At 38.0% G+C, this 26,926-nt stretch carries 25 protein-coding genes and 6 tRNA genes; 14 read left to right on the forward strand and 17 right to left on the reverse strand.

Annotation, left to right across the window (positions count from 1 at the left end; genetic code table 11):
* The first annotated feature begins 3 nt into the window (after nt 1–3).
* Both AC6H0J_RS04675 and AC6H0J_RS04680 read left to right on the forward strand, forming a co-directional pair.
* Nucleotides 4–852, forward strand: a complete 849-nt coding sequence (locus AC6H0J_RS04675) for a metal ABC transporter permease (RefSeq protein ID WP_005634080.1) — start codon at nt 4–6, stop codon at nt 850–852.
* Nucleotides 845–1,660: a metal ABC transporter permease gene (locus tag AC6H0J_RS04680; protein ID WP_497512931.1), complete on the forward strand. Its 816-nt coding sequence runs from the start codon at nt 845–847 to the stop codon at nt 1,658–1,660. The genes AC6H0J_RS04675 and AC6H0J_RS04680 overlap by 8 nt, the downstream gene beginning before the upstream one ends.
* 354 nt (nt 1,661–2,014) lie before the next feature.
* Here AC6H0J_RS04680 and AC6H0J_RS04685 read toward each other — a convergent pair whose 3' ends face one another.
* Together AC6H0J_RS04685 and rnhA are read right to left on the reverse strand one after the other, a co-directional pair.
* The gene (locus tag AC6H0J_RS04685) at nt 2,015–3,151 is read right to left on the reverse strand and encodes a porin (RefSeq protein WP_046939522.1); all 1,137 of its coding nucleotides are present in this window, start codon (nt 3,149–3,151) and stop codon (nt 2,015–2,017) included.
* A gap of 262 nt (nt 3,152–3,413) precedes the next feature.
* Nucleotides 3,414–3,878 carry a ribonuclease HI gene (gene rnhA / locus AC6H0J_RS04690; RefSeq protein WP_497512933.1) on the reverse strand — a complete coding sequence of 155 codons (465 nt, stop codon included), beginning with the start codon at nt 3,876–3,878 and terminating at the stop codon, nt 3,414–3,416.
* A gap of 60 nt (nt 3,879–3,938) precedes the next feature.
* Between rnhA and dnaQ the strand changes: the two genes are divergently transcribed.
* The 4 genes from dnaQ to der all read left to right on the forward strand — a co-directional run bounded on the left by dnaQ (nt 3,939) and on the right by der (nt 6,907).
* Complete coding sequence (gene dnaQ, locus AC6H0J_RS04695) at nt 3,939–4,709, forward strand: DNA polymerase III subunit epsilon (RefSeq protein ID WP_497512935.1); 771 nt, start codon at nt 3,939–3,941, stop codon at nt 4,707–4,709.
* A gap of 87 nt (nt 4,710–4,796) precedes the next feature.
* A tRNA-Asp gene (locus AC6H0J_RS04700) sits at nt 4,797–4,873 on the forward strand.
* A gap of 23 nt (nt 4,874–4,896) precedes the next feature.
* Nucleotides 4,897–4,973: transfer RNA gene (locus AC6H0J_RS04705), tRNA-Asp, on the forward strand.
* 422 nt (nt 4,974–5,395) lie between these two features.
* Nucleotides 5,396–6,907: a ribosome biogenesis GTPase Der gene (der, locus tag AC6H0J_RS04710; protein WP_497512937.1), complete on the forward strand. Its 1,512-nt coding sequence runs from the start codon at nt 5,396–5,398 to the stop codon at nt 6,905–6,907.
* A 79-nt stretch (nt 6,908–6,986) separates the two neighbouring features.
* Here der and AC6H0J_RS04715 read toward each other — a convergent pair whose 3' ends face one another.
* The 4 genes from AC6H0J_RS04715 to udk are packed head-to-tail and all read right to left on the reverse strand — an operon-like array spanning nt 6,987 to nt 10,599.
* Complete coding sequence (locus tag AC6H0J_RS04715; protein ID WP_497512938.1) at nt 6,987–8,177, reverse strand: sugar transporter; 1,191 nt, start codon at nt 8,175–8,177, stop codon at nt 6,987–6,989.
* Nucleotides 8,177–9,361 (reverse strand): hypothetical protein, encoded by a 1,185-nt coding sequence (locus AC6H0J_RS04720; protein ID WP_497512940.1) that lies wholly within the window; start codon nt 9,359–9,361, stop codon nt 8,177–8,179. The genes AC6H0J_RS04715 and AC6H0J_RS04720 overlap by 1 nt, the downstream gene beginning before the upstream one ends.
* A 3-nt stretch (nt 9,362–9,364) precedes the next feature.
* Nucleotides 9,365–9,952, reverse strand: coding sequence for a dCTP deaminase (dcd, locus tag AC6H0J_RS04725; RefSeq protein ID WP_005627962.1), 588 nt, complete (start codon nt 9,950–9,952; stop codon nt 9,365–9,367).
* Between the two features lie 8 nt (nt 9,953–9,960).
* Nucleotides 9,961–10,599, reverse strand: a complete 639-nt coding sequence (gene udk / locus AC6H0J_RS04730) for a uridine kinase (protein ID WP_005627960.1) — start codon at nt 10,597–10,599, stop codon at nt 9,961–9,963.
* A 166-nt stretch (nt 10,600–10,765) separates the two neighbouring features.
* Here udk and AC6H0J_RS04735 point away from each other — a divergent pair, with 166 nt between their 5' ends.
* From AC6H0J_RS04735 to fbpC, 4 genes are all read left to right on the forward strand, one after another.
* On the forward strand, nt 10,766–11,806 hold the full coding sequence (locus tag AC6H0J_RS04735) for an ABC transporter substrate-binding protein (protein ID WP_118800847.1): 1,041 nt from the start codon (nt 10,766–10,768) through the stop codon (nt 11,804–11,806).
* A 122-nt stretch (nt 11,807–11,928) separates the two neighbouring features.
* Nucleotides 11,929–12,963, forward strand: a complete 1,035-nt coding sequence (locus AC6H0J_RS04740; RefSeq protein ID WP_005627956.1) for an ABC transporter substrate-binding protein — start codon at nt 11,929–11,931, stop codon at nt 12,961–12,963.
* 63 nt (nt 12,964–13,026) lie between these two features.
* A complete protein-coding gene (locus AC6H0J_RS04745; RefSeq protein WP_032825629.1) occupies nt 13,027–15,084 on the forward strand; it encodes an ABC transporter permease in 2,058 nt (685 codons plus the stop codon).
* Nucleotides 15,085–15,108: 24 nt separating this feature from the next.
* Nucleotides 15,109–16,158 (forward strand): ferric ABC transporter ATP-binding protein, encoded by a 1,050-nt coding sequence (gene fbpC / locus AC6H0J_RS04750; RefSeq protein WP_118817474.1) that lies wholly within the window; start codon nt 15,109–15,111, stop codon nt 16,156–16,158.
* An 89-nt stretch (nt 16,159–16,247) separates the two neighbouring features.
* Here the strand turns inward: fbpC and AC6H0J_RS04755 are convergent, their stop codons facing one another.
* Complete coding sequence (locus AC6H0J_RS04755) at nt 16,248–17,564, reverse strand: NCS2 family permease (protein WP_118817475.1); 1,317 nt, start codon at nt 17,562–17,564, stop codon at nt 16,248–16,250.
* A 233-nt stretch (nt 17,565–17,797) separates the two neighbouring features.
* Between AC6H0J_RS04755 and AC6H0J_RS04760 the strand changes: the two genes are divergently transcribed.
* On the forward strand, nt 17,798–18,328 hold the full coding sequence (locus tag AC6H0J_RS04760; protein WP_005630160.1) for an inorganic diphosphatase: 531 nt from the start codon (nt 17,798–17,800) through the stop codon (nt 18,326–18,328).
* A 118-nt stretch (nt 18,329–18,446) separates the two neighbouring features.
* Here AC6H0J_RS04760 and AC6H0J_RS04765 read toward each other — a convergent pair.
* From AC6H0J_RS04765 to AC6H0J_RS04780, 4 genes are all read right to left on the reverse strand, one after another.
* Nucleotides 18,447–18,522 (reverse strand) — tRNA-Lys (locus tag AC6H0J_RS04765).
* Nucleotides 18,523–18,572: 50 nt separating this feature from the next.
* A tRNA-Leu gene (locus AC6H0J_RS04770) sits at nt 18,573–18,659 on the reverse strand.
* A gap of 27 nt (nt 18,660–18,686) precedes the next feature.
* Nucleotides 18,687–18,760 (reverse strand) — tRNA-Cys (locus AC6H0J_RS04775).
* A gap of 6 nt (nt 18,761–18,766) precedes the next feature.
* Nucleotides 18,767–18,842: transfer RNA gene (locus tag AC6H0J_RS04780), tRNA-Gly, on the reverse strand.
* Nucleotides 18,843–19,087: 245 nt separating this feature from the next.
* Here AC6H0J_RS04780 and AC6H0J_RS04785 point away from each other — a divergent pair.
* From AC6H0J_RS04785 to trxA, 3 genes are all read left to right on the forward strand, one after another.
* Nucleotides 19,088–20,197: a methionine biosynthesis PLP-dependent protein gene (locus AC6H0J_RS04785; RefSeq protein WP_192885328.1), complete on the forward strand. Its 1,110-nt coding sequence runs from the start codon at nt 19,088–19,090 to the stop codon at nt 20,195–20,197.
* A gap of 12 nt (nt 20,198–20,209) precedes the next feature.
* Nucleotides 20,210–21,205, forward strand: coding sequence for a 2-hydroxyacid dehydrogenase (locus AC6H0J_RS04790; protein WP_005627942.1), 996 nt, complete (start codon nt 20,210–20,212; stop codon nt 21,203–21,205).
* Between the two features lie 120 nt (nt 21,206–21,325).
* Nucleotides 21,326–21,649 (forward strand): thioredoxin, encoded by a 324-nt coding sequence (gene trxA / locus AC6H0J_RS04795; RefSeq protein WP_005627940.1) that lies wholly within the window; start codon nt 21,326–21,328, stop codon nt 21,647–21,649.
* A 100-nt stretch (nt 21,650–21,749) separates the two neighbouring features.
* Here the strand turns inward: trxA and AC6H0J_RS04800 are convergent, their stop codons facing one another.
* From AC6H0J_RS04800 to AC6H0J_RS04825, 6 genes are all read right to left on the reverse strand, one after another.
* The gene (locus tag AC6H0J_RS04800; protein WP_046953137.1) at nt 21,750–22,214 is read right to left on the reverse strand and encodes a hypothetical protein; all 465 of its coding nucleotides are present in this window, start codon (nt 22,212–22,214) and stop codon (nt 21,750–21,752) included.
* The gene (locus tag AC6H0J_RS04805; protein WP_005627935.1) at nt 22,207–23,376 is read right to left on the reverse strand and encodes a cobalamin-independent methionine synthase II family protein; all 1,170 of its coding nucleotides are present in this window, start codon (nt 23,374–23,376) and stop codon (nt 22,207–22,209) included. The genes AC6H0J_RS04800 and AC6H0J_RS04805 overlap by 8 nt, the downstream gene beginning before the upstream one ends.
* Before the next feature lie 53 nt (nt 23,377–23,429).
* Nucleotides 23,430–24,236, reverse strand: a complete 807-nt coding sequence (locus AC6H0J_RS04810) for a phosphate/phosphite/phosphonate ABC transporter substrate-binding protein (RefSeq protein WP_005627932.1) — start codon at nt 24,234–24,236, stop codon at nt 23,430–23,432.
* Between the two features lie 13 nt (nt 24,237–24,249).
* The gene (locus AC6H0J_RS04815) at nt 24,250–25,377 is read right to left on the reverse strand and encodes an acyl-CoA dehydrogenase family protein (RefSeq protein WP_046953139.1); all 1,128 of its coding nucleotides are present in this window, start codon (nt 25,375–25,377) and stop codon (nt 24,250–24,252) included.
* A 111-nt stretch (nt 25,378–25,488) separates the two neighbouring features.
* The gene (locus tag AC6H0J_RS04820) at nt 25,489–26,277 is read right to left on the reverse strand and encodes a TatD family hydrolase (protein ID WP_114892342.1); all 789 of its coding nucleotides are present in this window, start codon (nt 26,275–26,277) and stop codon (nt 25,489–25,491) included.
* 54 nt (nt 26,278–26,331) lie between these two features.
* A complete protein-coding gene (locus tag AC6H0J_RS04825; RefSeq protein WP_005627927.1) occupies nt 26,332–26,841 on the reverse strand; it encodes a peptidylprolyl isomerase in 510 nt (169 codons plus the stop codon).
* Nucleotides 26,842–26,926: the final 85 nt, after the last annotated feature.

Consider the following 26,926-nt stretch of genomic DNA (forward strand, 5'->3'; position numbering starts at 1 on the left):
GTGATGTTAGATTTATTGCTCGAACCTTTCTCCTATGATTATATGCTCAAGGCGATGATCTTGAGTACGGCAGTTGGTGGGATTTGTGCTTTTTTGTCTTCATATTTAATGCTTAAAGGCTGGTCTTTGATTGGCGATGCGCTTTCTCATTCTGTTGTGCCTGGTGTCGCGATAGCTTATGCCTTTTCTTTGCCTTATGCCCTTGGTGCATTTTTTGCCGGAATTTTAGCCGCACTTTCTATTCTTTGGATTAAATCCATTTCTAAACTGAAAGAAGATGCCGTTATCGGGTTTATTTTCAGTACTTTCTTTGCATTAGGTCTATTGATCATTTCTTTAAATCCAACCGCAGTAAATGTGCAAAGTATCATTTTAGGCAATATTTTAGGTATTGCTGATGAAGATATTTACCAAGTGGCAATTATCATCGGCGTTTGTTTAGTATTGCTTTTATTATTTTGGAAAGATTTACTGCTGATTTTTTTCGATGAAACTCAAGCGATTACAGTCGGTCTTTCCCCATTATTTTATAAAATCTTATTTTTCACATTATTAAGTGCTTGTGTGGTAGCTGCATTACAAACTGTGGGTGCTATTTTAGTGATTGCGATGGTCATTACCCCGGGTGCGACAGCATATTTACTGACGGATAAATTCAAAACCTTGTCAATCATCGCCATTATTTTAGGGGCGGTGACAAGTTTTGTTGGTGTTTATATTAGCTATTATTTAGATGGTGCTACTGGCGGTGTGATTGTCACATTGCAAACATTATTATTCTTGGCTGCTTTCTTATTTTCACCAAAATATGGTTTGCTCACTCGTAATAAAAAGGCGGTGGAAAATGTTTGATTGGTTTTTAGAACCGCTACAATTTGAGTTTATGCAAAATGCCTTGTTGACCGCATTTATTGTTTCAATTATTTGTGCCTTGCTTTCTTGCTATTTAGTCTTGAAAGGTTGGTCATTAATGGGCGATGCGATTTCCCATGCCGTCTTGCCTGGTATTGTACTTGCTTATTTGGCAGGAATTCCTTTAGCGATTGGCGCATTTTTTTCAGGCATTTTTTGCTCGCTTGGCGTGGGATATTTGAAAGAAAATAGTCGCATAAAAGAAGATACCGCAATGGGCATTGTATTTTCTGGAATGTTTGCCATTGGTCTTGTTATGTTCACCAAAATTCAAACAGAACAGCATTTAACGCATATTTTGTTTGGTAATGTATTGGGTGTTAGTCATCAAGAGCTTATTCAAAGTGCGGTCATTTCTGCGATAATTTTTTGTATGATTGTCTTTAAACGTAAAGACTTTTTACTTTATTGTTTTGACCCAAGTCATGCTCGTGTTGCAGGGCTTTCTCCAAAGATTTTACATTATGGCTTATTAATGTTGCTTGCTTTAACCATTGTAAGCACGATGCAAGTGGTAGGCGTTATTTTGGTGGTGGCAATGTTAATTGCGCCAGGAATTACCGCACTTACGCTTACAAAATCTTTTGATAAAATGTTATGGATTGCTATTGTCAGTTCCATTACATCAAGCCTAATTGGCGTAATATTGAGCTATCATTTTGATGCGTCAACTGGAGCTTGTATTATTCTGTTGCAAGCTGTCTTTTTTGTTATTGCATTAGCTTATAGCAAAATTAAAACAAGATAATTTCCCTTCTTTAAAAACGGCATAAGCTTAAGTTTGTGCCGTTTTTGTTCGATGAAATATTCTTTCAACTTCCACAAATTATTTATTTTATATAAGTCATCTTTATCTTATTTTCCTCATCATTTTTAAAATCTTCTTTAGCTGAATTTTGTGGTATCTCTTATTGAATAGATATATGTGAGGATTTAACGTAGAGAAAAATCGAAATGAACAACTATAAAATAACGTCATATACTTTGTAATTCCTATCGGCCTTAAATATTTTAAAAAACTTTAGATTGTCTTATTCGATTTTAGAACAAACAAAAAGGCGAACCTTTCGATTCGCCTTCATAGTTTTTTCTAATTATTCAATTAGAAGAATACACGCATACCTACGCCGATAGCTTTGTCTTTGACTTTACTATTTTGGTCGTAATTACCTTGTGCATCATACCCTTTAGTAACTTGGTATTTACCTTCAACATAGGTTACAACTTGTTTATGAAGTTTATAGTCAACACCTAACAAGAAACCGTGTTGTTTGGTTTTTGGATAATCATCGCCATTTTTAATTTGTTCGTATTTATAGTTACCATATACACTACTTAAATCAGTAACTTGATATTGGAAACCTGGAGATACAAAGAAACGTTTTTCATTCTTAGGTGTGTTAATGAATTTAGTTTTAGCATAACCACCATCTACAGAAAGAGTAAGACCATCAAATTCATAACCAAGGCTTGCAAGAACTGCATCTTTATGTTGAGTAGTATAGTCTTCAGTAGTGATTTTAGTTGTAGCTGGGGCATTTGCTGCGCCAGGAACTACTTTAGTAATAGTTTCTGTGCCAGTTTTATAATTTGTACGTCCAAGTCCTAATTTAGCGATAATTCCATCTTTTTCATAAGATGCACCAACTTGGAAACCATTTTGAAGTTTACCGCTTAACACTTCATTATTTGCATCGCGTTCATTTGCGAATAAGTAATCTGCACTGATAACTAAACCTTCAATACCTTTGTAAGCATAGCGAATAACTGAATCACCTTCTGTTGGGATATATTCGTCTTTATCAATAATACCGTAGGTGTAATCGTTAGCTGTGCTTAAAGAGTCTGCTGTGGTTAATTGGCGACCAAATGTAAGTTCACCACGTTCTTTGTGACCTAATCCAACGAACGCACGTCTAGTACCTAAAGCGCCGAAACCGTCGCCCTTAGCGCCATTTCCTTGTTTTCCATCAAATCGAACTTGTAACTGACCTAATGCGTAATAGCCGCTATCTAAATTATGTTTTACTTTAACTTCTAAACGAGAACCAGCATTTTTTAATCCAGAATGAGTACGTTTAGTATCTGCTTTATTGCCGCCTTTGTTAGTTTTTTCTAACTGAACACGAATAGAACCGCCAATTTCAACTTTAGTTCCTTCGTTATCGTAAACTACTGCTGCGTTCGCTGCTGAAGCTGCGAATGCACCGATGATTAATGCTGCAAGTGTTTTTTTCATAATTTGTATTCCTTATGGTTGTTTACTATCTATGATTGAACTCTTTTTATATAAGATTGTCCAACCGCCTAAATAGACATGGCGAATCATTGCAAATTCGCATTTTGATGTCAACTCTCCAAAATTTTAATTTTCTTGAAATCTGATCGAGATCACACTTTTTGTATATTTTTGTCTGTTTTTTGTTCTGTTTCTGAGGCTTGAGTATCGTCTATAAATATTTTTAGGTATTGGGGAATAGAATGATATGTCGGTTTCTATATTATTCTTCCATGTAGCCAATATCTTCCTGTGTTGGGTTTTCTGCTCCTTTTTTAGCTAATTCATCGCACATTTCATTTTCTCTGTGTCCAGCATGGCCTTTCACCCATTGCCAATTAATTTTATGGCGTTGGATGGATTCATCTAAGGCTATCCATAAATCTTGGTTTTTTACAGGCTTTCCAGAACTTGCTTTCCAATTATTTTTTTTCCAGTTAAAGATCCATTTTGTTATGCCATTTTTCATATACTGGCTATCACTATAAATCGTGATCAAACAAGGTTCTTTTAATGCATTTAATGCTTCAATGACAGCACGTAATTCCATTCGATTATTGGTAGTTTTAAAATAGCCTTTTGAGAGCATTTTTTCATGCTGTTTATAACGCAATATGGCGCCAATTCCGCCCGCACCGGGATTACCTAAGCAAGATCCATCAGTAAAAATTTCAATCTGTTTTTGCATAACAAAAAGGTTGTTGTGTAGAATGACAAGTATTTTAATGGAAAGAGATAGGTTGAACAAATGATTAATCCCAATCGCCAAATTGTATTAGATACTGAAACTACAGGTATGAATCAGCTTGGCGCGCATTATGAAGGACACTGCATTATTGAAATTGGTGCAGTTGAATTAATAAATCGTCGTTACACAGGTAATAATTTCCATATTTACATTAAGCCAGATCGCCCCGTTGATCCTGATGCGATTAAAGTTCATGGTATTACTGATGAAATGTTAGCGGATAAACCTGAATTCAAAGAAGTTGCCCAAGATTTTTTGGATTATATTAATGGTGCGGAATTGCTTATTCACAATGCGCCCTTTGACGTTGGATTTATGGATTATGAATTTCGTAAACTCAACCTCAATGTGAAAACTAACGATATTTGTTTGGTGACAGATACACTACAAATGGCGCGTCAAATGTACCCTGGAAAACGTAATAATTTGGACGCACTTTGTGATCGTTTAGGTATTGATAATAGCAAACGTACTTTGCACGGTGCGTTACTGGATGCCGAGATCTTGGCGGATGTTTATTTGATGATGACGGGGGGGCAAACAAATTTATTCGATGAAGAAGAATCTGTTGAGTCTGAAGTTATCCATGTTGTGCAAGAAAAATCGGCGGAAGAAATAAAAAGTGCGGTGGATTTTGCGCACAATTTAAAATTACTTCAACCTACTGGTGATGAGCTACAAGCGCATTTAGAATTATTAAAGATGATTAATAAAAAAAGTGGAAATAATTGCCTTTGGGATAAACGCTTTGGCAATGATAATGTGCATTAATCGTTTGGAATTTAAGCAGGTAAGTAAAATTTAATAAAAAAAGATTGACGAGATTTATGTTCGTCATTATGATACGCACCACTTAGCGGAGTGGTAGTTCAGCTGGTTAGAATACCTGCCTGTCACGCAGGGGGTCGCGGGTTCGAGTCCCGTCCATTCCGCCAATTTAAAATTAATATCTTATCTCGGAGTGGTAGTTCAGCTGGTTAGAATACCTGCCTGTCACGCAGGGGGTCGCGGGTTCGAGTCCCGTCCATTCCGCCAATTAAGATAAATAAAGATAGCACCTAATGGTGCTTTTTTTGTATCTGAAATTTGCTTCATCCTTGACAAAAATAAAGTAAACTTTTAAGATTTGAAGAACTAGGGAACTGTCACTCCCTAGTATGTCGTGTTATTAGTAAGTCGGTAAACTCACTAATAATAGTAGTAGTACGACAAGGATAATGAGTTTAATCATTTTCTTATCCTCTTCAAAGGTTGCGAAAAAGCACAACACTCGCTTTCAAGGTGAATCCTTGAAAGCGAGATTGTTATAACGTTAGATTATAGATAAATAAACAGTGTTTAGAAAGCCATAGGATTGTATCCTGTGGCTTTTTCTTTTCCTTGTTGAAATCATTTTTTACCAATCCTTTAACTTCCGATATAATAGCCGCCATTTTTGACAAAATAAGAGATTTTTTATGGCAACTCCAGTTGTGGCCCTTGTTGGTCGCCCGAATGTGGGAAAATCCACATTGTTTAATCGCCTTACTCGCACACGAGATGCGTTAGTCGCTGATTTTCCTGGTTTAACTCGTGATAGAAAATACGGCCATGCTCATATTGCTGGCTATGAGTTTATTGTTATTGATACCGGCGGTATTGATGGAACCGAAGAGGGCGTAGAAGAAAAAATGGCGGAGCAATCTTTGCTTGCCATTGATGAAGCCGATATTGTTCTTTTCCTTGTGGATGCTAGAGCGGGTTTAACGGCAGCTGATATTGGTATTGCTAATTACTTACGTCAACGTCAAAACAAAACGACGATTGTGGTGGCAAATAAAACTGATGGTATCGATGCAGATTCTCATTGTGCTGAATTTTATCAATTAGGCTTAGGGGAAATTGAGCAAATTGCTGCCTCACAAGGCCGTGGTGTCACTCAGTTAATGGAACAAGTACTTGCGCCTTTTGCGGAGCAAATGGAAAACTCCGATGAAAATGACCGCACTTCTGAGGAAGAACAAGACGAATGGGAACAAGAATTCGATTTTGATTCAGAAGAAGATACGGCATTGCTTGATGAGGCGTTAGAAGAATCAGAAGAAGAGCAAGATAAAAATATTAAGATTGCCATTGTTGGTCGTCCAAACGTGGGTAAATCCACCTTAACCAATCGTATTTTAGGCGAAGATCGTGTGGTGGTTTTTGATATGCCAGGTACGACACGCGATAGTATTTATATCCCAATGGAGCGTGATGGGCAGCAATATACGTTGATTGATACAGCTGGTGTGCGTAAGCGTGGTAAAGTGCATTTGGCGGTTGAAAAATTCTCCGTGATTAAAACCTTACAAGCGATTCAAGATGCTAATGTTGTGTTATTGACTATTGACGCGAGAGAGAACATTTCTGATCAGGATTTATCTTTGCTCGGCTTTATTTTAAATGCAGGTCGTTCTTTAGTGATCGTTGTGAATAAATGGGATGGTTTAGATCAAGATGTGAAAGACCGGGTTAAATCTGAGCTTGATCGTCGTTTAGATTTTATTGATTTTGCTCGCGTGCATTTTATTTCAGCCTTGCACGGCAGTGGTGTGGGGAATCTTTTTGATTCGATTAAAGAAGCCTATGCTTGCGCGACTCAAAAAATGACGACTTCGCTTTTAACTCGTATTTTGCAAATGGCAACCGATGAGCATCAACCACCGATGATTGGCGGTCGTCGCATTAAATTAAAATATGCCCATCCAGGTGGTTACAACCCGCCGATTATTGTGGTTCACGGTAACCAAATGGATAAATTACCAGATTCTTATAAACGTTATTTATCTAATTATTATCGTAAGAGCTTAAAAATTATTGGTTCACCGATTCGTCTGCTTTTCCAAGAAGGCTCAAACCCATTTGCAGGACGCAAAAATAAACTTACCCCGAACCAATTGCGTAAACGTAAACGTTTGATGAAGTTTATTAAGAAAGCGAAACGTTAAACGCAAGATAAATAAAACTTAGCAAGATTTAACCGCACTTTTAAAACTCTTTTTGGAGAACTAAAGTGCGGTTATTTTTTTATTTGTTTTGTAGAAGAAAGGTATGGCGATATTTTAAGTGCGTTGTAATAAAAATGATGAAACCGATTAAACCTAATGCTGCGCCTGTATAACCAATTTCATTTAATCCTAAATAGGTTGTTGCAAGATTTCCAAATAATGCGCCAGCTCCAATTCCTGCATTGAAAATGCCTGAGTAAATAGCCATGGCAACATCTGTTGCATCTGGTGCAAGTTTTAGTACGCGCATTTGTAGGGATAGTCCGATACAAGAAATGCCAATTCCCCAAATAAACACAAGGCTGAACATTGCTATCATTGTTTCGGTAGAGAAGAGTAGTAGCAATAGAGAGAGCATCAATAATCCCATCGAAACAATAATAAATTTTGTAGGAGCAAGTCGGTAGAACCTGTTAAATAATAGGCTTGCGGCAATACCTGAGAAACCAAAAACTAATAATACAGCCGTGGCAAAATTTGGATCCAAGTGTCCTATATCAATCATGAATGGTTCGATATAAGTATAAGCGGTAAAGTGTGCGGAAATGACGATTGCCGTTGTTACATAAAGCCAAAGTAATAATGGGCGTTTAGCAAGCAAGGGTAAACTTGCAATAGAGCCAGCATTTTTACTTGGCAAATTTGGCAATAATCGAATAATTAAAAACATAATAGATAATGCCAGTGCGGCAATGATTCCAAAAGTGACCCGCCAACCGACGATCTGTCCGACAATTCGTCCAATCGGTAAGCCTAAGATGGTGGCAAGTGCGGTGCCAATAGCGAGCATTCCTAATGCTTGAGTTTTCTTCTGTTTAGGTGCGATGCGCATCACAAGTGAGGCAGTAATTGACCAAAACACCGAATGTGCTAATGCAATACACATTCGAGCGAGAAGTAATATCCAGAAATTCCATGCAATGACCGATAAAATATGCCCAACAATAAATATAATGAAAAGCTTAATAAGCAGGCTTTTACGTTCCATGTTTCCTGTAGCGAGCATCGCAGGCAGAGACATAATTAGCACCGTCCAAGCATAAACTGTCATCATTAAACCAGTATCAGCAGTTTGCATATTAAAACTTTGTGCAATATCGCTTAACATTGCAACGGGTACGAATTCTGTAGTATTAAAAATAAATCCTGCGCAAGCCATAATAAGCACACGCCATGATTGGATTTTTTCAGCTTTTAAATATAACGACATTAACGTAACTTTTCTTTAATCGCATCAATTAATTGATGGCGGAATTTCTTCGTAAAATTAATTTTATATTGTGGTGAACTGCAGTTACCAAAAAAATTGATTGGTAGTGTTAAATTTTGATAGCGTTGATCAGTAGAATGTAAATTGATATCCACATTGCATTCCATTCGATTTAAATCAATGACGCCTTTTCCTTGCCCCAACAGTGCGGGTGTTTTTAATTCAATTTTTTCAGCAATCAGTTGATTCTGTTGGAGAAATAATTGTAAGTGAAATTGTTCAAAGCGAGTGTTTAATTCTTTGTTTTGTAACAGATCACTGTTGTAATTGATAGGGAAATATTGACTGACAATATCCAATAAATTCACACCAAGAATTTCAGCATTTTGAGCGAGGATATTTAACTTTCCTTGAATAAGTTGCGAATGTAAAAATGTGAAATCAATATTAAAATCTGAGTGTCCACTTAACATTTCTGGCAAATTTAATAGCGCGAATAAGCGTTTAACTGGGAAATATTTGCCTGATAAATTTACCGCACTTTGATTGTCTATTTGTTGGTATTTCAATATGGCTAAACAATCGTTATCACACTGTGGTTTTATATAAGTCACCATTTGTTGGCGTGGGGACGTAAAATCTGCGTGGGTTTCCATATAACCAAGAGGCTGGTTATTTAAGCTTGCATCTACAAATTGAATTAGAGCTGATTTCGCTTTTGAAAAATCTAAATTCGCTTTGTTGAAAGTAAAATTGAATGTTTTATTTCCATATACAGGTTTATCAAGTTCAATACGAATATGGCTTTCACCATTCAACATCACTTTTTTAGATAATAATTGGTTTAAGGAAAACGGAGCTAAATCCATTGACACATTTGCGCTGTTTTGTGCGTTTTGATTTAGAGTGATTTGTTGAAGATTAAGTGAGTGAAGTTTTGCGTTGACATAAAAAAGAGGCAAAAAATTAAGTTTAGCTTCAAGTTTTTGAACTGAAAATTGCGTAGTTTTTATATTTTTAAGAGAAAGTGCGGGTGGAAATAGAGATAAATTGACTGATTGAACCGCAATATTTTGTTGTGCTAGTTGTTCACCTATGAAACTTTGTACTCGATAAAGTTGGATATACAAAAAAGAAAAGATCGCCAAAGCGACGATCCCTACGCCAAGCGCGAACTTTTTCATCGATTATTCCTTGTCTTCGTCAATACGACTCGCAACCGCACTTTGTTGATTTTTATATTTTGCATCTTTGCGGCTACTATATGGTCGTTTCGCTTCGCCACTTAATATTTCAAAGCTCAATGCACCAATCACCATATTTGGACGTAATGCTAATGGTAATTTCCCTGAATTATAAAATTCCAATACGATTTTTCCTTCCCAACCTGGATCAATACGGTGTGCCGTGACGTGTACCATTAAGCCTAAACGCGCTAAAGAAGATCGACCGTCTAACCAACCGATAATATTGGCAGGTAATTTCACTGATTCAAGTGTAGTTGCTAATGCTAAAGTACCTGGATGTAAGAAAAATGCTTCGCCTTCAGGCACAATAATTTCATCACTCATTACGGATTCAAGCTGGGCGGACACTTCTTCTTTCGGGCCGCTTAAATCAATGAAAGGCGCCGAGTGCTCACGAAATACGCGGAAAGAATTACCCAAGCGAACATCAATTGTTGCACCGTTGATTTTGTCATTACTTGGACGAGGAGTTAAAGAAATAATGCCATCATCGAGATAGCGTTCAATATCAGTATCGCAAAGACGCATAAGATTTCCTATTTTTGATTCAATAAATGAAGGATTTGAGCTTTTAACATATTGATTGCAATACGGTTTTTACCACCACGAGGAATAACAATATCCGCATATTGTTTAGAAGGCTCAATAAATTGTAAGAACATTGGGCGCACGGTTGCACGATATTGATCAATAACCGATTGTAGGGAACGACCACGTTCTTCCATATCGCGTTGTAAACGACGAATAAAACAAATGTCTAATGGTGTATCCACGAATACGGAGATATCCGCAAGTTGACGAACACGTTCATCAGTAAGCAGTAAAATCCCTTCTAAAATCACAATACGTTTTGGTGTAAATGTTGTGGTTTCACCTGTACGAGTATGATCAACGTAGCTATAAACAGGCACATCAACCGATTTTCCTGATTTTAAATCTTTTAAATGTTGAATGAGCAAATCGCGATCCATTGAGCTTGGATGGTCATAATTTGTTTTTATACGTTCGCTCATTTCTAAATGGCTTTGATCTTTGTAGTAACTGTCTTCAGCAATAATGCCAATTTCTTGGCAGCCTAATTCATTACAGAGTTCTTTGTGAACGGTAGAGGCGATAGAACTTTTGCCTGATGCGGATGCGCCAGTGATGGCGATGATGATACAAGAATCTGACATAATTGTGTTTTGATGTAAGGGAAATTTTGGCAATTATAAGTAAAAGTGCAGTGAATTTCACGTTTATTTTTTCACTTGAATTTTAAAAAGTGTGAGCTTCATCACGGTATTATTCGCCTTTTTCACGTAGGATTCGAGTCGTTCTATCCAATAAGGAGTATTTATTATGAAGTTCAACAAAATTTCTCTTTCTGTTTCTGCCACACTTTTAGCTGCGGGCTTGGCTATTTCTGGTTCTGCTAACGCTAAAGGTCGTTTAGTTGTGTATTGTAGTGCAACCAACATTTTGTGCGAAACCACCACAAAAGCATTTGGCGAAAAATATGATGTGAAAACATCCTTTATTCGTAATGGTTCAGGCAGTACTTTTGCCAAAGTTGAAGCTGAAAAAAATAACCCTCAAGCAGATGTTTGGTTTGGCGGTACTTTTGACCCTCAAGCACAGGCCGCAGAATTAGGCTTAATTGAGCCTTATAAATCCAAACACATTGATGAAATCGTAGAACGTTTCCGTGATCCAGCGAAAACGAAAGGTCACTATGTTTCCTCAATTTATATGGGGATCTTAGGTTTTGGTGTGAATATTGAACGTTTGGCAAAATTAGGTATTAAAGAAGTGCCGAAATGCTGGAAAGACTTAACTGATCCACGCTTAAAAGGCGAAGTTCAAATTGCAGACCCTCAAAGTGCGGGTACAGCTTACACAGCATTGGCTACTTTCGTCCAATTATGGGGGGAAAAAGAGGCGTTTGAATACTTAAAAGCATTGCATCCTAATGTTTCTCAATATACCAAATCAGGTATCACGCCATCACGTAACTCTGCGCGTGGCGAAGCGACAATCGGCGTGGGTTTCTTACACGATTATGCATTAGAAAAACGCAATGGTGCACCGTTAGAATTAGTTGTGCCTTGTGAAGGAACCGGTTATGAGTTAGGTGGTGTGAGCATCTTAAAAGGTGCGCGTAATATTGATAATGCAAAATTATTTGTCGATTGGGCTTTATCAAAAGAAGGCCAAGAATTAGCTTGGAAACAAGGGGATTCTTTACAAATCTTAACTAACACAACAGCAGAGCAATCACCAACTGCATTTGATCCAAATAAACTCAAATTAATCAATTATGACTTTGAAAAATACGGTGCAACAGAACAACGTAAAGCCTTAATTGAAAAATGGGTACAAGAAGTTAAATTAGCGAAATAGCACAGAATAAGTGCGGTTAGAAATACCGAAGTTTTTGACCGCACTTTTTCGTATTTTTAATGTGATTTCGTTTTCCCTCTAAGAGATTGCAAAACCTTCATTCATAAGGGAGTTATAATCAGATGAAACTATCAAAAATCGCAGTAACCTTGTCGGGTGTCATGTTAAGTGGATTAGTGTTAAGTAATCCATCTTTTGCAAAAGGACGCTTAGTCATTTATTGCAGCGCGCAAAATACGATGTGTGAGCAAGAAGCGATGGCATTTGAGAAAAAATTTGATGTTAAAACAAGTTTTATTCGTGGCGGCACGGGAACTATTTTAGCGAAAATTGATGCTGAAAAAGATAATCCGCAAGGTGATGTTTGGTATGGTGGAACGATGGATCCTCATTCTCAAGCAGGAGAAATGGGCTTGTTGGAGCCTTATAAATCATCCAATCTTCCTCAGATCGTAGAAAAATTCCGCGATCCAGCCAAAATGAAAGGGAATTATTCTTCGGCGATTTATTTAGGCGTGTTAGGTTTTGGGGTAAATCCAGAACGTTTGAAAAAATTGAATTTACCTATTCCAAAATGCTGGAAGGATTTAGCTAACCCAATTTACAAAAATGAAATTCAAGCCGCAGATCCACAAAGTTCTGGTACGGGTTACACTCAGTTAGCCACTTATATGCAACTTTGGGGAGAAGACGAGGCGTTTAAATTCTTAAAAGAGTTGAATAAAAACGTATCGCAATATACTAAATCTGGTAATACGGCAACACGTAATACAGCGCGTGGAGAAACGGCCATTGGCATTGGTTTCTTACATGAATATTCTTTAGAAAAAGCGAAAGGTGCACCAGTAGAATTAGTTGTACCTTGTGAAGGCACTGGCTACGAAATTGGTGGTGTGAGTGTCATTAAAGGAGCTAGAAATTTAGATAATGCGAAACTTTTTGTTGATTGGGCATTATCTAAAGAGGCGCAAGAATTAACTTGGCAAAAAGGCGAGGCGTATTCCATTTTAACGAACACCACCGCACAACAATCGCCTTATGCGTTAGATTTTAAATCAATTAATTTAATTAACTATGATTTTGATAAATACGGTGCGACTGATTTACGTAAACGCTTAATCACAAAATGGGTTGATGAAGTAAAATTAGCCAAATAATGATGTCACTAACGAAGTGATATGTCGCATATCGCTTCGTTTTTTTACCTTATGCGAGGTTGTATGAACGCAAAAAAACTTTCCATAATGCATTCTGCTTATTTTTGGATTATTTTATCCTTATTGGCGTTTGCGCTTCTGCCTTCCAATGCTCTTGATTACGGTTTGTTTGAAAGTACTTCAGATGAATATTTAGATGCAATGGGATGGTCTTCTTTCAATTTAACTTGGGCTTGGTTCCTGCCTGTTATTGTGTATGGTGCTTTGCCGTTATTTAGATTGCCACAGCAAACCCAAGCAAAAACAGAGCTATGTTTGACCGCACTTTCTGTATTGTTTATGTTTATCAGTGCGACGGTGTGTAAAATCAGCATGGGCTATTCTGTGATTGTGTTACTTGTGGGATATACCGCATTAGCAACACTTTCATTAGCAAAACTAAAAGTGATGCAAGGTGATAAATTTATCATCGCTTCTTTACTTTGTATTATTTTGCTTATTTTCTTTTTTATCGTTTATCCAACATTGGCGATTTTCGTTTCAATGTTTTATGACGGAGACACGTTTGCGCCACAACAAGTGATGCGTATTTTAACGCAGAGCTATATTGTTCGCGTAATTACCAATTCTCTTTTCTTATCGGGCTTTGTGGGCGTAGTGTCTACTGTATTTGGTTTAGCCTTTGCGCTTTATACCACGCGTATCGCTCGTAGAACAGCATTTATCGGAAAAATTTTCTCTATTTTGCCAATTGTTACGCCACCATTTGTTGTGGGATTAGGGGTAACTTTGATGCTTGGCCGTTCTGGTTATGTAACCGAATTTTTAAGTACGAATTTTGGTTTCACCAATCATAACTGGCTGTATGGTTTTAATGGGATTGCGATTGCTCAAATTCTCGCATTTGCTCCGATTTCTTTTATGATTTTAGATGGCGCATTAAAATCGGTACATCCTTCTATTGAAGAAGCCTCTTATACGTTACGAGCCAATCGCTATCAAACTTTTTATAATATTATTTTTCCATTGTTACGCCCCGCATTGGCGAACTCATTTTTAATTGTATTTATCCAATCGCTTGCAGATTTTAGTAACCCATTGGTATTGGGTGGTAGCTTTGATGTGATTGCAACACAGATCTATTTCTATATTGCTGGTTCACAATTAGATTACGCATCAGCAAGTACCTTAGGTTCAATATTATTAATTTTCTCTCTAGCGATTTTTATCATTCAATACATTTGGATTGGTAACCGCTCTTATGTCACCGTTTCAGGTAAATCTTATCGTGGTGATGTGCAAGATCTTCCAACTGGTTTGAAATATACCATCATCGGCATGCTTGGATTCTGGGTAATCTTTAATATGGCGCTTTACGGAAGTATTTTCTACGGAAGCTTCACTGTAAACTGGGGCGTAGATTACACTTTAACCTTGAAAAACTATGCCATGTTATTCGGCCAAGGATTGAGCGATGGAGCGTGGCCGTCACTAATCAATACCTTAATCTATGCAGGTATTGCCGCACCATTGACCGCATTCTTTGGATTATTGATTGCGTACATTGTGGTGCGTAAAGATTTCCAAGGTAAAAAATCCCTTGAGTTCTTAACCATGCTTTGCTTTGCCGTGCCAGGTACCGTGGCGGGGGTGTCTTACATTTTAGCCTTCAACAATGCGCCGCTTTATATTACGGGAACTGGCATTATCGTGATTATTTCAATGGTTATGCGTGATTTACCAATTGGTATGCGAGCAGCGATTGCTGGTTTAGGTCAGCTTGATAAATCTCTTGATGAAGCATCGCTTTCTTTAAAAGGAAGTTCGTGGAAAACCTTATGGTATATCGTGTTGCCATTATTAAAACCAGCATTGCTTTCAGCGCTTGTTACCAGCTTCGTTCGTGCAATGACGACGGTGAGCGCAATTATATTCTTAGTGACAGCAGATACTCGGGTTGCAACAGCTTATATCCTAAATCGCGTTGAAGATGGTGAATACGGTGTCGCTATTGCATACGGCTCAATCTTAATTGTTGTCATGATGGCAATTATTTTATTCTTCGACTGGATTGTAGGTGATACACGTATCTCTCGTTCTAAAGCGAAAAAAATGAATTAACTCGTTAAGTTGTAGGTAAAAATTATGAGTAATAATGATTTCTTAGTATTAAAAAATATTACCAAAGCATTTGGTAAAGCGGTCGTCATTGATAATTTAGATTTAACGATCAAACGGGGCACGATGGTGACATTGTTAGGGCCATCAGGTTGTGGCAAAACAACTGTATTGCGTTTGGTTGCCGGATTAGAAAATCCAACATCAGGCCAAATTTTTATTGATGGTGAAGATGTAACAAAATCTTCTATTCAAAATCGAGATATTTGTATTGTCTTCCAATCTTATGCGCTTTTCCCGCATATGAGCATTGGCGATAACGTGGGCTACGGCTTAAAAATGCAAGGCATTGGCAAAGAAGAACGTGCTCAGCGTGTAAAAGAGGCTTTAGAATTGGTGGATTTAGCAGGGTTCGAAGACCGCTTTGTAGATCAAATTTCTGGCGGTCAACAACAACGTGTTGCATTGGCTCGTGCTTTGGTATTGAAACCAAAAGTCCTATTGTTTGATGAACCATTAAGTAATTTGGATGCAAACTTACGTCGTTCAATGCGTGAAAAAATCCGTGAATTGCAACAACGTTTAGGCATTACTTCGCTTTATGTGACACACGATCAAACAGAGGCCTTTGCGGTATCTGATGAAGTTATCGTTATGCATAAAGGTAAAATTATGCAAAAAGCGCCAGCGAAAGAGCTTTATCTCCGACCAAATTCTTTGTTCTTAGCAAACTTTATGGGTGAATCTAGTATTTTCGATGGAAAATTAGAAAATAGCGTGGTGGATATTAATGGCTATTATGTACCTTTAAAAGACGCTGCACAGTTTAATTTACCCGATGGTGAATGCTTAGTTGGTATTCGCCCAGAAGCAATTTATCTTGCTGCAGAGGGCAACGATGCTCAACGTTGTGAGATTAAAAGTGCGGTCTATATGGGCAACCATTGGGAAGTGGTCGCAAATTGGTCAGGAAAAGATTTATTGGTGAATTGTAAGCCAGAAGATTTTAATGCCGATTTAAAACAAGCTTATGTCAATTTATCTGATCACGGTATTTTCTTATTGAAGAAAGAGTAGTTCAGACATAAAAAAAGTGCGGTGAAATTTCACCGCGCTTTTGTGATTATAATTAAGGGGAAGGATTTTCCCCTTTTTTATTTCTGTTATTAAATAGCCCAACCGCCTGCATAGAATGCAACGAGTACGATTGCAATAATCACAGTCCCTACATTTAAGCGTTTAATATCGCCACTCACGATTCTTCCAATCACTAATGCCGCAAAACCTAACATAATGCCTGTTACGATGTTAGCGGTAAGTACGATAAATACTGCGCAGATTAATCCGCTCATCGCGCCAACGAAATCATCGAAATCTAATTTGCTTACATTGCTTAACATTAATAAACCAACGTACATTAATGCTGGGGCAGTTGCGTATCCTGGCACTAAGAACGCTAATGGTTGGAAGAAAAGCATTAATAGGAATAACACACCAACAACGATAGCAGTAATACCTGTTTTACCGCCAGCTGCTGTCCCTGCTGCTGACTCAATATAAACGGCAGCTGGTGCTGTACCGAATAAACCTGAGAATAAGCTACTGATTGAGTCGGAAGTTAGGGCTTTACCGCCATTGATAATTTGACCATCCTTATCAAGTAAGTCGGCTTGACCTGCAACTGCGCGAATTGTACCAGTCGCATCAAATACGGCAGTCATCACCAAAGCAAATACGACAGGTAAGATTGCTGGTTGTAGTGCGCCCATAAAGTCTAATTGTAAGAAAAGAGAATTTTCACCAAAGGTTGGCATTGTGAAAATCTCTCCGCCAAATTTTACATTTGGATCAAAAATTAAACCTACGATAGTAATAGCAATGATTACCCATAAAATACCGCCTTTAATTTTCATTTTTTCAAGGCCGATAATGAGTGCTAAACCAATTAAGGACATCATGACTGGGAATGAGGTGAAATCGCCTAATTTTACTGGTAAGCCCGCTTGGTTGCTGACGACTAAACCAACGCCGTTTGCGGCAATTAAAAGTAAAAAGAGTCCGATACCAATGCCTGCCCCGTGAGCGATACTGGATGGTAAATTACGTAAAATCCATGCACGGATACCTGTGGCAGAAATTAAGGTAAACACAACCCCCATTAAGAATACTGCGCCTAGCGCAACGGGAATGGCGACCTTTTGACCAATCACTAAGCTAAATGCTGTAAAAGCAGTAAGAGAAATTGCACAACCAATTGCCATTGGTGCATTTGCCCATAAGCCGATTAAGATAGAGCCTAACCCTGCAACTAAACAGGTGGCAATAAAGACAGATTCCGCAGGAAAACCTGCAGCACCTAGCATATTAGGTACCACGATTACAGAATAAACCATTGCTAAGAACGTGGTTAAACCTGCGATAATTTCTTGACGAACAGTTGAACCACGTTGCTTGAGCTCAAATGTTTTTTCTAAAGTTGGCATAGTGTTCCTTAAAGTTGAGTGAAAAATTGAAGTGAATAAGGTGCGCTATTTTACATCATAAAAATGATAAGTAAACGTTTGCGTGAGTTTTGTTTAGGATAAAGTGCGGTCAAAATTATGAATAGTTATGAAATAATCTATTTGCTGATTTTCTCTACAAATGAGACTGCGAGTCAGCAGAAAAACTGCTATACTTGTCGCGTTTTTTAACTTGATAAAATGAAGGAAACAAAATGGCTGATTTTAATCAAATTTTAACGCCAGGCGATGTAGATGCTGGCATTATCAATGTAGTAAATGAAATTCCAGAAGGTAGCTGCCATAAAATCGAATGGAACCGTAAAGTTGCGGCATTCCAATTAGATCGTGTTGAGCCAGCAATTTTTGCAAAACCAACTAACTATGGCTTCATTCCACAAACTTTAGATGAAGATGGCGATGAGTTAGATGTGTTATTAATCACTCGCCAACCATTAGCAACAGGTGTATTCCTTGAAGCTAAAGTAATTGGTGTCATGAAATTTGTTGATGATGGCGAAGTGGATGACAAAATCGTTTGTGTTCCTGCAGATGATCGTGATACAGGCAATGCGTACAATTCATTAGCAGATTTACCAGCAAACTTAATTAAACAAATTGAGTTCCATTTCAATAACTATAAAGCGCTTAAGAAACCTGGCTCAACGAAAGTAACGCATTGGGGCGATGTAGAAGAAGCGAAAGAAGTGATTCGTGAGTCTATTAAACGTTGGAATGAGCGTTAATTAATAAACACATTTGATTGTAAAAGTCCCTGATTCTTTGAGTCGGGGATTTTTTATAGTAAATTTCAGGAATTTAGATAACAAAAAAACACCTTTCGGTGCTTACTTTATTTTAAAGTGGTGGGTCGTGAAGGATTCGAACCTTCGACCAACGGATTAAAAGTCCGCTGCTCTACCGACTGAGCTAACGACCCAATTAGATGATTTTAAAGTAAATTTTAAAATCTTTAGATTGGTGTTTAAATGGTGCCCGAAGCCAGACTTGAACTGGCACGCCTCGAAAGGCGAGGGATTTTAAATCCCTTGTGTCTACCGATTCCACCACTCGGGCATATAGACAACTAACATTTGCGTATTATGGAGGCGTGTCCCGGAGTCGAACCGAGCTACATGGATTTGCAATCCAGTGCATAACCGCTTTGCTAACACGCCACGAATTGGAGCGGGAAACGAGGCTCGAACTCGCGACCCCGACCTTGGCAAGGTCGTGCTCTACCAACTGAGCTATTCCCGCATTCGCTGTTAGTGGTGCGCATTTTACGGAAATTCAGATAACTGTCAATTACAGATTTAAAAAAATTATCTAACCGTTTAAAAAAAGTTCATTTTGTTCAAATAAATCACAGAAAATGATGGAAAAATGGAATTTTATGTAATTTTCTAATTTCTACTTTTATCACTTTTTCCTTTGTGCCAAAATGTTAAACGTTTTTAGCACGTAAAGTGCGGTTGATTTTTTCATTATTTTTAGAGGATGTTATGACACAACAATATGCTATCGATACTTTATTAGCTCAAGCAGGAAATCGTAGTGATGAGGGTACGGGCGCGGTTTCTACACCAATTTTTCTTTCTACGGCTTATGGACATTATGGTATCGGTGAAAGTACGGGCTTTGATTACACGCGTACCAAAAACCCAACTCGTACAGTATTAGAAGAAACGATAGCTAAATTAGAGAATGGAGATCGTGGTTTTGCTTTTTCTTCAGGTATGGCTGCCATTCAAGTTTTGATGACACTTTTCACCGCACCAGATGAATGGATCGTTTCTAGCGATGTGTATGGTGGTACTTATCGACTATTAGATTTTTCTTATAAAAATAACAATAGTGTAAAACCTGTTTATGTCAATACGGCATCTGCTTCAGAAATTGAGGCTGCCATTAACCTAAATACGAAAGCGATTTTTATTGAAACTCCATCAAATCCTTTAATGGAAGAATGTGATGTGGTTGAAATTGCAAAACTTGCGAAAAAACATAATTTGATGTTGATCGTGGATAATACGTTTTTAACGCCAGTGCTTTCTCGCCCATTAGATTTAGGCGCAGATGTGGTGATTCACAGCGGGACTAAATATATTGCCGGTCATAATGATGCACTTGTTGGTTTAATTGTTGCGAAAGGACAAGAACTTTGCGATCGCATTGCTTATATTCAAAATGGTGCGGGTGCGGTGCTTTCACCTTTTGATTCTTGGCTGACTATTCGTGGTATGAAGACCCTTTCTTTACGAATGAAACGTCATCAAAAGAATGCACAAGCCATTGCGGAATTTTTAAAAGCTCAACCACAAGTGGAATCAGTGCTTTATCCAAATAAAGGTGGGATGTTGTCTTTCCGTTTGCAAGATGAAGCTTGGGTTAATACGTTCTTAAAATCCATCAAATTGATTACTTTTGCAGAAAGTCTAGGTGGCACAGAAAGTTTTATTACTTATCCTGCTACTCAAACTCATATGGATATTCCAGAATCCGAGCGTGTAGCTCGCGGGATTACTAATACCTTGTTGCGTTTTTCAGTCGGTATTGAAGATGTAGAAGATATTAAAGCGGACTTATTACAGGCTTTTGCACATTTAAAATAATTGGAGCAAACCATGAAAATTGCAATCTATAGCACTAAAAGCTATGACAGAAAATATATTGAGCTCATTAACGCGAAATATAATTTTGATTTAGAATTTTTTGATTTTATGCTGAACGAGAGCACTGCACGTTTGGCAGAACATTGCGAAGTAGTATGCATTTTCGTGAATGATAATGGTAGCCGAAAAGTATTAGAAAAATTAGCTAGACTTGGCGTGAAAATCGTGGCTTTGCGCTGTGCGGGTTTCAATAATGTTGATTTAAAAGCAGCTCAAGAATTGGGCATCCAAGTTGTCCGCGTTCCCGCTTATTCGCCTGAAGCAGTGGCAGAACATACCATCGGTTTGATGATGACTCTGAACCGTCGAATTCATCGTGCTTATCAGCGTACCCGCGAAGCAAATTTCTCTCTTGAGGGGTTAATTGGTTTCAATATGCATGGGCGCACGGTCGGCGTAATCGGAACGGGTAAAATTGGGATTGCGGTGATGCGCATTCTGAAAGGTTTCGGCATGAATATCTTGGCGTACGATCCTTTCAAAAATCCAGTGGTGGAAGAACTGGGGGGACAATATGTTGAATTAGATGAGCTTTATGCTAAATCTCATGTGATTACGCTTCATTGCCCAGCAACGCCAGAAAACTATCATTTATTAAATCGCGAAGCTTTTGCCAAAATGAAAGATGGCGTGATGATCGTTAATACGAGTCGCGGCTCTTTGATTGATACCCAAGCTGCAATTGATGCGTTAAAACAGCGCAAAATCGGGGCGTTAGGTATGGATGTGTATGAGAATGAGCGAGATTTGTTCTTTGAAGATAAGTCTAACGAAGTGATTCAAGATGATATTTTCCGCCGTTTATCTTCTTGCCATAATGTATTGCTGACAGGCCATCAAGCATTTTTAACCGAAGAGGCACTAACCAATATTGCGGATGTGACTTTATCAAACGTTTATAAATTGAAGTCTGGTAAAGTGTGTGAAAATATTGTTTTGCCGTCTTAGCTTTTGGCAATTAAAACGATTAGTTTACATTTTTTAAAACGGTGTTATTCTGCACCGCACTTGTAAGTTTAAAAAAAGCCCTTATATAGGGATTCCATTCACAAAATTAAGGAAAACAAAATGAGCGAAGTATTACACATTAATGACGCAGATTTTGAAAGTGTTGTAGTTAATTCAGATATCCCCGTTTTATTAGACTTTTGGGCACCTTGGTGTGGTCCTTGCAAAATGATTGCTCCAGTGTTAGATGAACTTGCACCTGAATTTGCTGGTAAAGTTAAAATCGTGAAAATGAATGTGGATGACAACCAAGCAACCCCAGCACAATTTGGTGTTCGTAGTATCCCAACATTATTATTGATTAAAAATGGTCAAGTTGTAGCAACTCAAGTTGGTGCATTACCAAAAACTCAATTGGCTAACTTCATTAACCAACATATTTAATCGTTGTTTAAAGCTATAAGTAACTTTAGTGCATTGATAAGATTGCCCCTTAATGGGGCAATTTTTTTGTCTAAAATTTTGATGAACGACCTGATGAGAATCAAAGCACTTGCTCAAATTCTATATTTAAAGGAAAGGCTTTGGTTATCGTATTGTAAATAAAACAACAGCGTAATGCGTTTTGTGTGAGTTGTGTGAAGATATCATCGGTTAAATCCGATGAAATAAAAATTTTAATTTTTCCGTCATTAATGACAGGCTGCTCACTATAGCCGCGAACGCCAAGTAAGGTTAAAGGATTGGCGAGGTTGAGCCAAATTTTTCCTTCCATTTCTACAATATCGGCACGTTGTTGAGCAAAATGTGCTTTTACACTGCTCAAAATACCACCTAAAATAGAAACGGCAAAATAATCCACCGCACTTTTTTGTAACGATTGGTTATCGAAATTGACTTGTGAATAGAGAGAAATACTGTCATTTGGTGTGAATAATTTAATTTCTTCTCCGCGTAATACGGCTCGATATTTCGCTGTAAAAGATTCACTTTCAGGTACGTTATACATAACGTTCCCTCAATATTGATTTTGCTTCATTTAATACCTTAAGTTTGGCTTCAATAATGTCAAATCCATTTAAAGGGCGGTTAGAAAAAGTGGCAAATCCACAATCTGGATTTAGCCAAATTTGCTCTGGTGGAAGGTAATTTAAGGCTTTTTCTGCTCGTTGAGTAATCTGATCTACGGTTTCCACTTCATCTGAACGAGGATTGATGACGCCTAAGCCTAAAATACATTTTTGTCTTAAGATTTTACTTTCTAACAACGAACTTAATTCTCCCGCTCTTGGCGTAGAAAATTCGAGCATTAAAATATCAGGTAATGCCGATTCAAATAAATCCACTAATGATGTATAAGGCCCGCGCAGTAATACGCTCTCATCTTTGCTCCAGTTGCCACGGCATACATGTAATGCAGTTTTGATATTTTTATTTCTTGCATACTCAAAGATTTGAGTAATTAAACTTTTTGCAAACTGTAGTTCCGCTGCAAAATCTTGTTTTTCGCTTAACGCCGCACACATAAATGAACGTGTTTGATGATGGCTAAAAATAACCTCAGTCAAAACAGGCTCATCAAATTGGACTACACTTACGCCTAGCTCACATAAATGATCAATTTCTTGCTTTAAGATAGTAACAACATCTTTTGCCATTTCTTCTTTTGATGAATAATGTTGCCCTGACACAGGCGAAAGCCACATGGAGCGAGCCATTAAGTAAGGCCCTGGCAAGGTTGCTTTAATTGGTTGCTTAGTTAGATTTTTCAGTAGTAGCATTTCATCTGCTACTAAAGATTGTTTGTAGCTGATTTTTCCCACGCAAATCGCATTTTTTATGGAAAGTGCGGGAACATCCAAGGTTTCTAGCATTGACTCAAAAATTTGCTTTTCTTTAATGTGATCGAACATTTCACTCATGCTCATTAAGATTGCGCCTTGAATTTTTTGTGCAATAAAAGAAAGGTAATTGTCGCGAAGTAATTCGCCACTCGTGATAATATCAATGCCAGTACGTTGTTGAAGTTCGACAACTTGTTTTGTTTCTTGAACAACAATTTGCTTAAGCTCTGTTGTGGTGATTTTACCGAGTGCGTGCTTTTTACGCGCCATCAAAAGTGCTTGGCTACGAGGCATTGAGCCTAAAAGGGAAGTTGTGAAAAGTTCCATAGAAAATCCACAATGATGGGCGTTTATTACACGCCCATCATGACATATCAATCTTAAAAGAATTTTAAATATTCATTGGCAGCTTGTAATTGAGCAAAACCTTCTGTTCTACCCGCAACCCAACGTTTTAATCCTTCCAAATCCATCATTTCTTTATGTTCTGGATTGTTGTAATCCATTTTGAACAAGGTTTCGGTGAATGCATTGAATTTGGTTTCATCTAATCCCACGCGCCCACTAAAAATACAATGGTCAAATGATGGTGTTTTTGCGAGTACTCGAACTGTTGCAGGATCGAGCGTACCATCTTTTGTCCAACGTTCAAAATTGAAATCTAACATCCATGTCGCCGCAACTTGGCGATCTTTTAATGCATTGGCTGCATCTAATTCACCGCCTACATGATCACCGTGTAAACCAACACCCACATCAAAGCGTTTTTCTACATAATCTTGACCAAATTCCAAGCCATGTTGATGTAAAAACTCGATTGGAATTAACCGCGCTTGTGGGGAATCAATCGCACCAAAAGCTATAGTTTTATTTTTTAAATCTTCAATAGATTGTATAGCTGGATCATTAACAACTAAATAGCTTTGACGATCTTGGTCGGTATCACGCATTGCACCATTTAAGGTTTTACCCGCACTACGCAAGTAACCATCTAACCAAGCAAGGGGAGAGTTCCACGCCATATCAATTTCATTATTGAGTAACGCATCAACTTGTCCTTTGTAGTCTTTGAAATAGACTGGCTCAATAGGGAAACCTTCTTTTTCGAAAAAGTCTGCAATAATGCCCCAAATAACTGTCACTTGTGGGGCGTAGATTACCGCCCCGATTTTTAATTTCTCACTCATTTTTCACCACTCTTTATGGAATTTGTTGACCTGTAATGGCTTTACCTAACCAAATATTTAGCACATCGACACTTGGCGCCATTACTTGGCTTGCTAATGCATCGCGTAAATAGCGTTCCATTGGCCCCATTTTGTTATAAGCCTTGCCACCGCCAATACGCATACCAATTTGAGCAAGAGTAATAGCGTTTTCGCTCGCAAGAATTCGGGCAGCTAATAATTTAGCTAATGCATCTGCATCACCTTCTGTGGCTGATCGAGCCGCATCTCGCGTAGCACATACAGCAGCGTTTGTGTTTGCATAGATTTTAGCTAAGTGAATTTGCACGGTTTCGATTTCAGCTAATGCAGTGCCAGATGTGTATTTACGGTGTGTTGAATGTTTAATTGCCTCAGTGAGCACTGCTTTACAGACGCCGCTATAGACAGCAGCCAAGCCACAAATAAAGGCAGGTGCAATGCCACCAAATACTTGTTCTGCGCCTGCGCCAACTTCGCCAATGCGCCAGCCACGATCTAATGGCATATCGGTCATTCGCATAAAGCAAGAGACATTGCTACGCATACCTAAGCCATTCCAGCTATCGGATTCAAACGTTAAGCCTTGAGTACCAAGTGGAAGCACCCAGTTATCAATAGTTTCACCATTTTCGGAAGGCAAAAGTGCTAAATAATAAGAGGCATAATTGCCTGATGTCACCATGGATTTTAAGCCATTGAATACTGCATGTTCAGCATTAAATTGTGCGGTTGCATCGGTAATATAGAAGTGAGTACCTGTGCCTAATTCACTATAGGCGAGTGCGGCAAAGGTTTGATTTTGAACAATGTCAGAAAAGATTTTTTGTTTGAGTTGATCGCTGCCGAATAGATTTAAGCAATTCACTGCAACATTACTCATCATGTAACAGAGACCAGCAGAGGCTGAACTTTCTGCTAACGCCATACAGACTTCAGCATGTTCTTTCAGGGTTAATCCCATTCCGCCGTATTCTCTCGGAATTAAAAGTGAAAACCAACCGGCTTTACCTAATTCCTTAAATGCCTGAACAGGAAATTCTTTTTTTTGATCGAGTTCGTCGGCGTAAGGCTCAATAAACTGTTCCGCTAACTTTCTCACCTGAGTATAGATTTGCGACATAATATATCCTTATTGTGTGTTGAGAAAAACTTTCTACGAGGCGGATATTATTATGCTCGGTTTCTTTTTTCTAGTATTTAATTCAAAATAATTTCAGTAATGTGACGTGGATCAAGAAAAAATCTGGCAAGAATTTTCCCATGTGACTTTTTTAATCAATTCAGCAGGTTCATTTTTTAAGGTACAAAGAGCTTTGAAACTTTCCACAATACGCTCTGGTCGATTAGGTTGGCCTTGAAAACCAAATACAGGCATATCTGGACTATCTGTTTCCAACACTAAGGCATCAAGTGGCAACTTCGCGATCGCTTGACGAGTTTTATTGGCGCGTTCATAAGTGATCGTGCCGCCAACCCCGATTTTATAACCTAAATCAACAAAGCGTTTTGCTTGCTCGTAGCTTCCTGAAAAACCGTGTACCACGCCAAGTTTAGATAATGGAATACGTTTTAAAAAAGTAAAAATTTGATCATGAGTTTTTCGACTGTGAATATTGACGGGTAAATTAAATTGTTTTGCCAAATAAAGTTGGCTTTCAAAAAAATGACATTGTTTTGCCCAAAGTTCATCGGTGAGCAAATCAGGAATTGCGCGTTCCAAACCAATTTCTGCCACCGCCGTGCAATTTGCATCACGATTTTTTAAGGCTTGTTCTAACAGAATTAAATCATTTTCGGCGTGTTCTTTAATATAAAGAGGATGGAGCCCAAGCCCATAGCGCAAATTATCAGGAAAAAGTGCGGTCATATTTTGGATTGTTTTAAAATCAGTTTCTTTCACCGCCACAATCAGTATTTTTTGCACATCGGCTTGCTTAGCATTATCAATAAGCTGTGACAACGGTTCTCCTGTAAATTGTTGGAGATAATCGAGATGCGTGTGAGTGTCGAAGAAAGGCATGAGCATTTTCCTTTAGGTCAATAAAAAATGGCGGAATTTATCCGCCATTCACGATTATTCTACTGAAACTGATGTAATAACCACATCTTCAGTTGGAACATCTTGATGAAAGCCTTTGTTGCCTGTCTTCACTTTTTTGATTTTATCAACAACATCCATACCTTCAACTACTTCACCAAATACCGCATAGCCCCATTCTTGAACGACTTCGCGACCAAACATTTCTTTTGAACGATAATTTAAGAAATCATTGTCTGCTACGTTAATGAAGAATTGTGCTGTCGCTGAATGTGGATCTGAAGTGCGAGCCATTGCAATGGTTCCACGTTTGTTACTTAAACGATTGTTCGCTTCATTTTGGATTGGTGCGTTTGTTGCTTTTTCGCGCATACCGCTTTCCATACCACCGCCTTGAATCATAAAGCCATCAATAACACGGTGAAAAATTGTGTTATTATAAAAACCGTCTTTGCAGTAATTTAAGAAGTTTTCTGCTGTAACTGGAGCTTTATCAAAATCCAATTTAATTTTAATGTCGCCAAAGTTTGTGTGTAACGTAACCATTTTGTTTTCCTTCTGAAAAATTAAGGGTCGTATTATTCCACAATCGAGGTAAAAGTGCTATAAAAGTGCGGTTTGTTTTTATTTC

It is taken from the genome of Haemophilus sp. THUN1691, from assembly GCF_059704425.1.

Coding starts and splice junctions, on each gene's coding strand:
- AC6H0J_RS04675 (WP_005634080.1), top strand. CDS start 4: ATGTTAGATTTATTGCTCGAACCTTTCTCCTATGATTATATGCTCAAG.
- AC6H0J_RS04680 (WP_497512931.1), top strand. CDS start 845: ATGTTTGATTGGTTTTTAGAACCGCTACAATTTGAGTTTATGCAAAAT.
- AC6H0J_RS04685 (WP_046939522.1), bottom strand. CDS start 3,151: ATGAAAAAAACACTTGCAGCATTAATCATCGGTGCATTCGCAGCTTCA.
- rnhA (WP_497512933.1), bottom strand. CDS start 3,878: ATGCAAAAACAGATTGAAATTTTTACTGATGGATCTTGCTTAGGTAAT.
- dnaQ (WP_497512935.1), top strand. CDS start 3,939: ATGATTAATCCCAATCGCCAAATTGTATTAGATACTGAAACTACAGGT.
- der (WP_497512937.1), top strand. CDS start 5,396: ATGGCAACTCCAGTTGTGGCCCTTGTTGGTCGCCCGAATGTGGGAAAA.
- AC6H0J_RS04715 (WP_497512938.1), bottom strand. CDS start 8,177: ATGTCGTTATATTTAAAAGCTGAAAAAATCCAATCATGGCGTGTGCTT.
- AC6H0J_RS04720 (WP_497512940.1), bottom strand. CDS start 9,361: ATGAAAAAGTTCGCGCTTGGCGTAGGGATCGTCGCTTTGGCGATCTTT.
- dcd (WP_005627962.1), bottom strand. CDS start 9,952: ATGCGTCTTTGCGATACTGATATTGAACGCTATCTCGATGATGGCATT.
- udk (WP_005627960.1), bottom strand. CDS start 10,599: ATGTCAGATTCTTGTATCATCATCGCCATCACTGGCGCATCCGCATCA.
- AC6H0J_RS04735 (WP_118800847.1), top strand. CDS start 10,766: ATGAAGTTCAACAAAATTTCTCTTTCTGTTTCTGCCACACTTTTAGCT.
- AC6H0J_RS04740 (WP_005627956.1), top strand. CDS start 11,929: ATGAAACTATCAAAAATCGCAGTAACCTTGTCGGGTGTCATGTTAAGT.
- AC6H0J_RS04745 (WP_032825629.1), top strand. CDS start 13,027: ATGAACGCAAAAAAACTTTCCATAATGCATTCTGCTTATTTTTGGATT.
- fbpC (WP_118817474.1), top strand. CDS start 15,109: ATGAGTAATAATGATTTCTTAGTATTAAAAAATATTACCAAAGCATTT.
- AC6H0J_RS04755 (WP_118817475.1), bottom strand. CDS start 17,564: ATGCCAACTTTAGAAAAAACATTTGAGCTCAAGCAACGTGGTTCAACT.
- AC6H0J_RS04760 (WP_005630160.1), top strand. CDS start 17,798: ATGGCTGATTTTAATCAAATTTTAACGCCAGGCGATGTAGATGCTGGC.
- AC6H0J_RS04785 (WP_192885328.1), top strand. CDS start 19,088: ATGACACAACAATATGCTATCGATACTTTATTAGCTCAAGCAGGAAAT.
- AC6H0J_RS04790 (WP_005627942.1), top strand. CDS start 20,210: ATGAAAATTGCAATCTATAGCACTAAAAGCTATGACAGAAAATATATT.
- trxA (WP_005627940.1), top strand. CDS start 21,326: ATGAGCGAAGTATTACACATTAATGACGCAGATTTTGAAAGTGTTGTA.
- AC6H0J_RS04800 (WP_046953137.1), bottom strand. CDS start 22,214: ATGTATAACGTACCTGAAAGTGAATCTTTTACAGCGAAATATCGAGCC.
- AC6H0J_RS04805 (WP_005627935.1), bottom strand. CDS start 23,376: ATGGAACTTTTCACAACTTCCCTTTTAGGCTCAATGCCTCGTAGCCAA.
- AC6H0J_RS04810 (WP_005627932.1), bottom strand. CDS start 24,236: ATGAGTGAGAAATTAAAAATCGGGGCGGTAATCTACGCCCCACAAGTG.
- AC6H0J_RS04815 (WP_046953139.1), bottom strand. CDS start 25,377: ATGTCGCAAATCTATACTCAGGTGAGAAAGTTAGCGGAACAGTTTATT.
- AC6H0J_RS04820 (WP_114892342.1), bottom strand. CDS start 26,277: ATGCCTTTCTTCGACACTCACACGCATCTCGATTATCTCCAACAATTT.
- AC6H0J_RS04825 (WP_005627927.1), bottom strand. CDS start 26,841: ATGGTTACGTTACACACAAACTTTGGCGACATTAAAATTAAATTGGAT.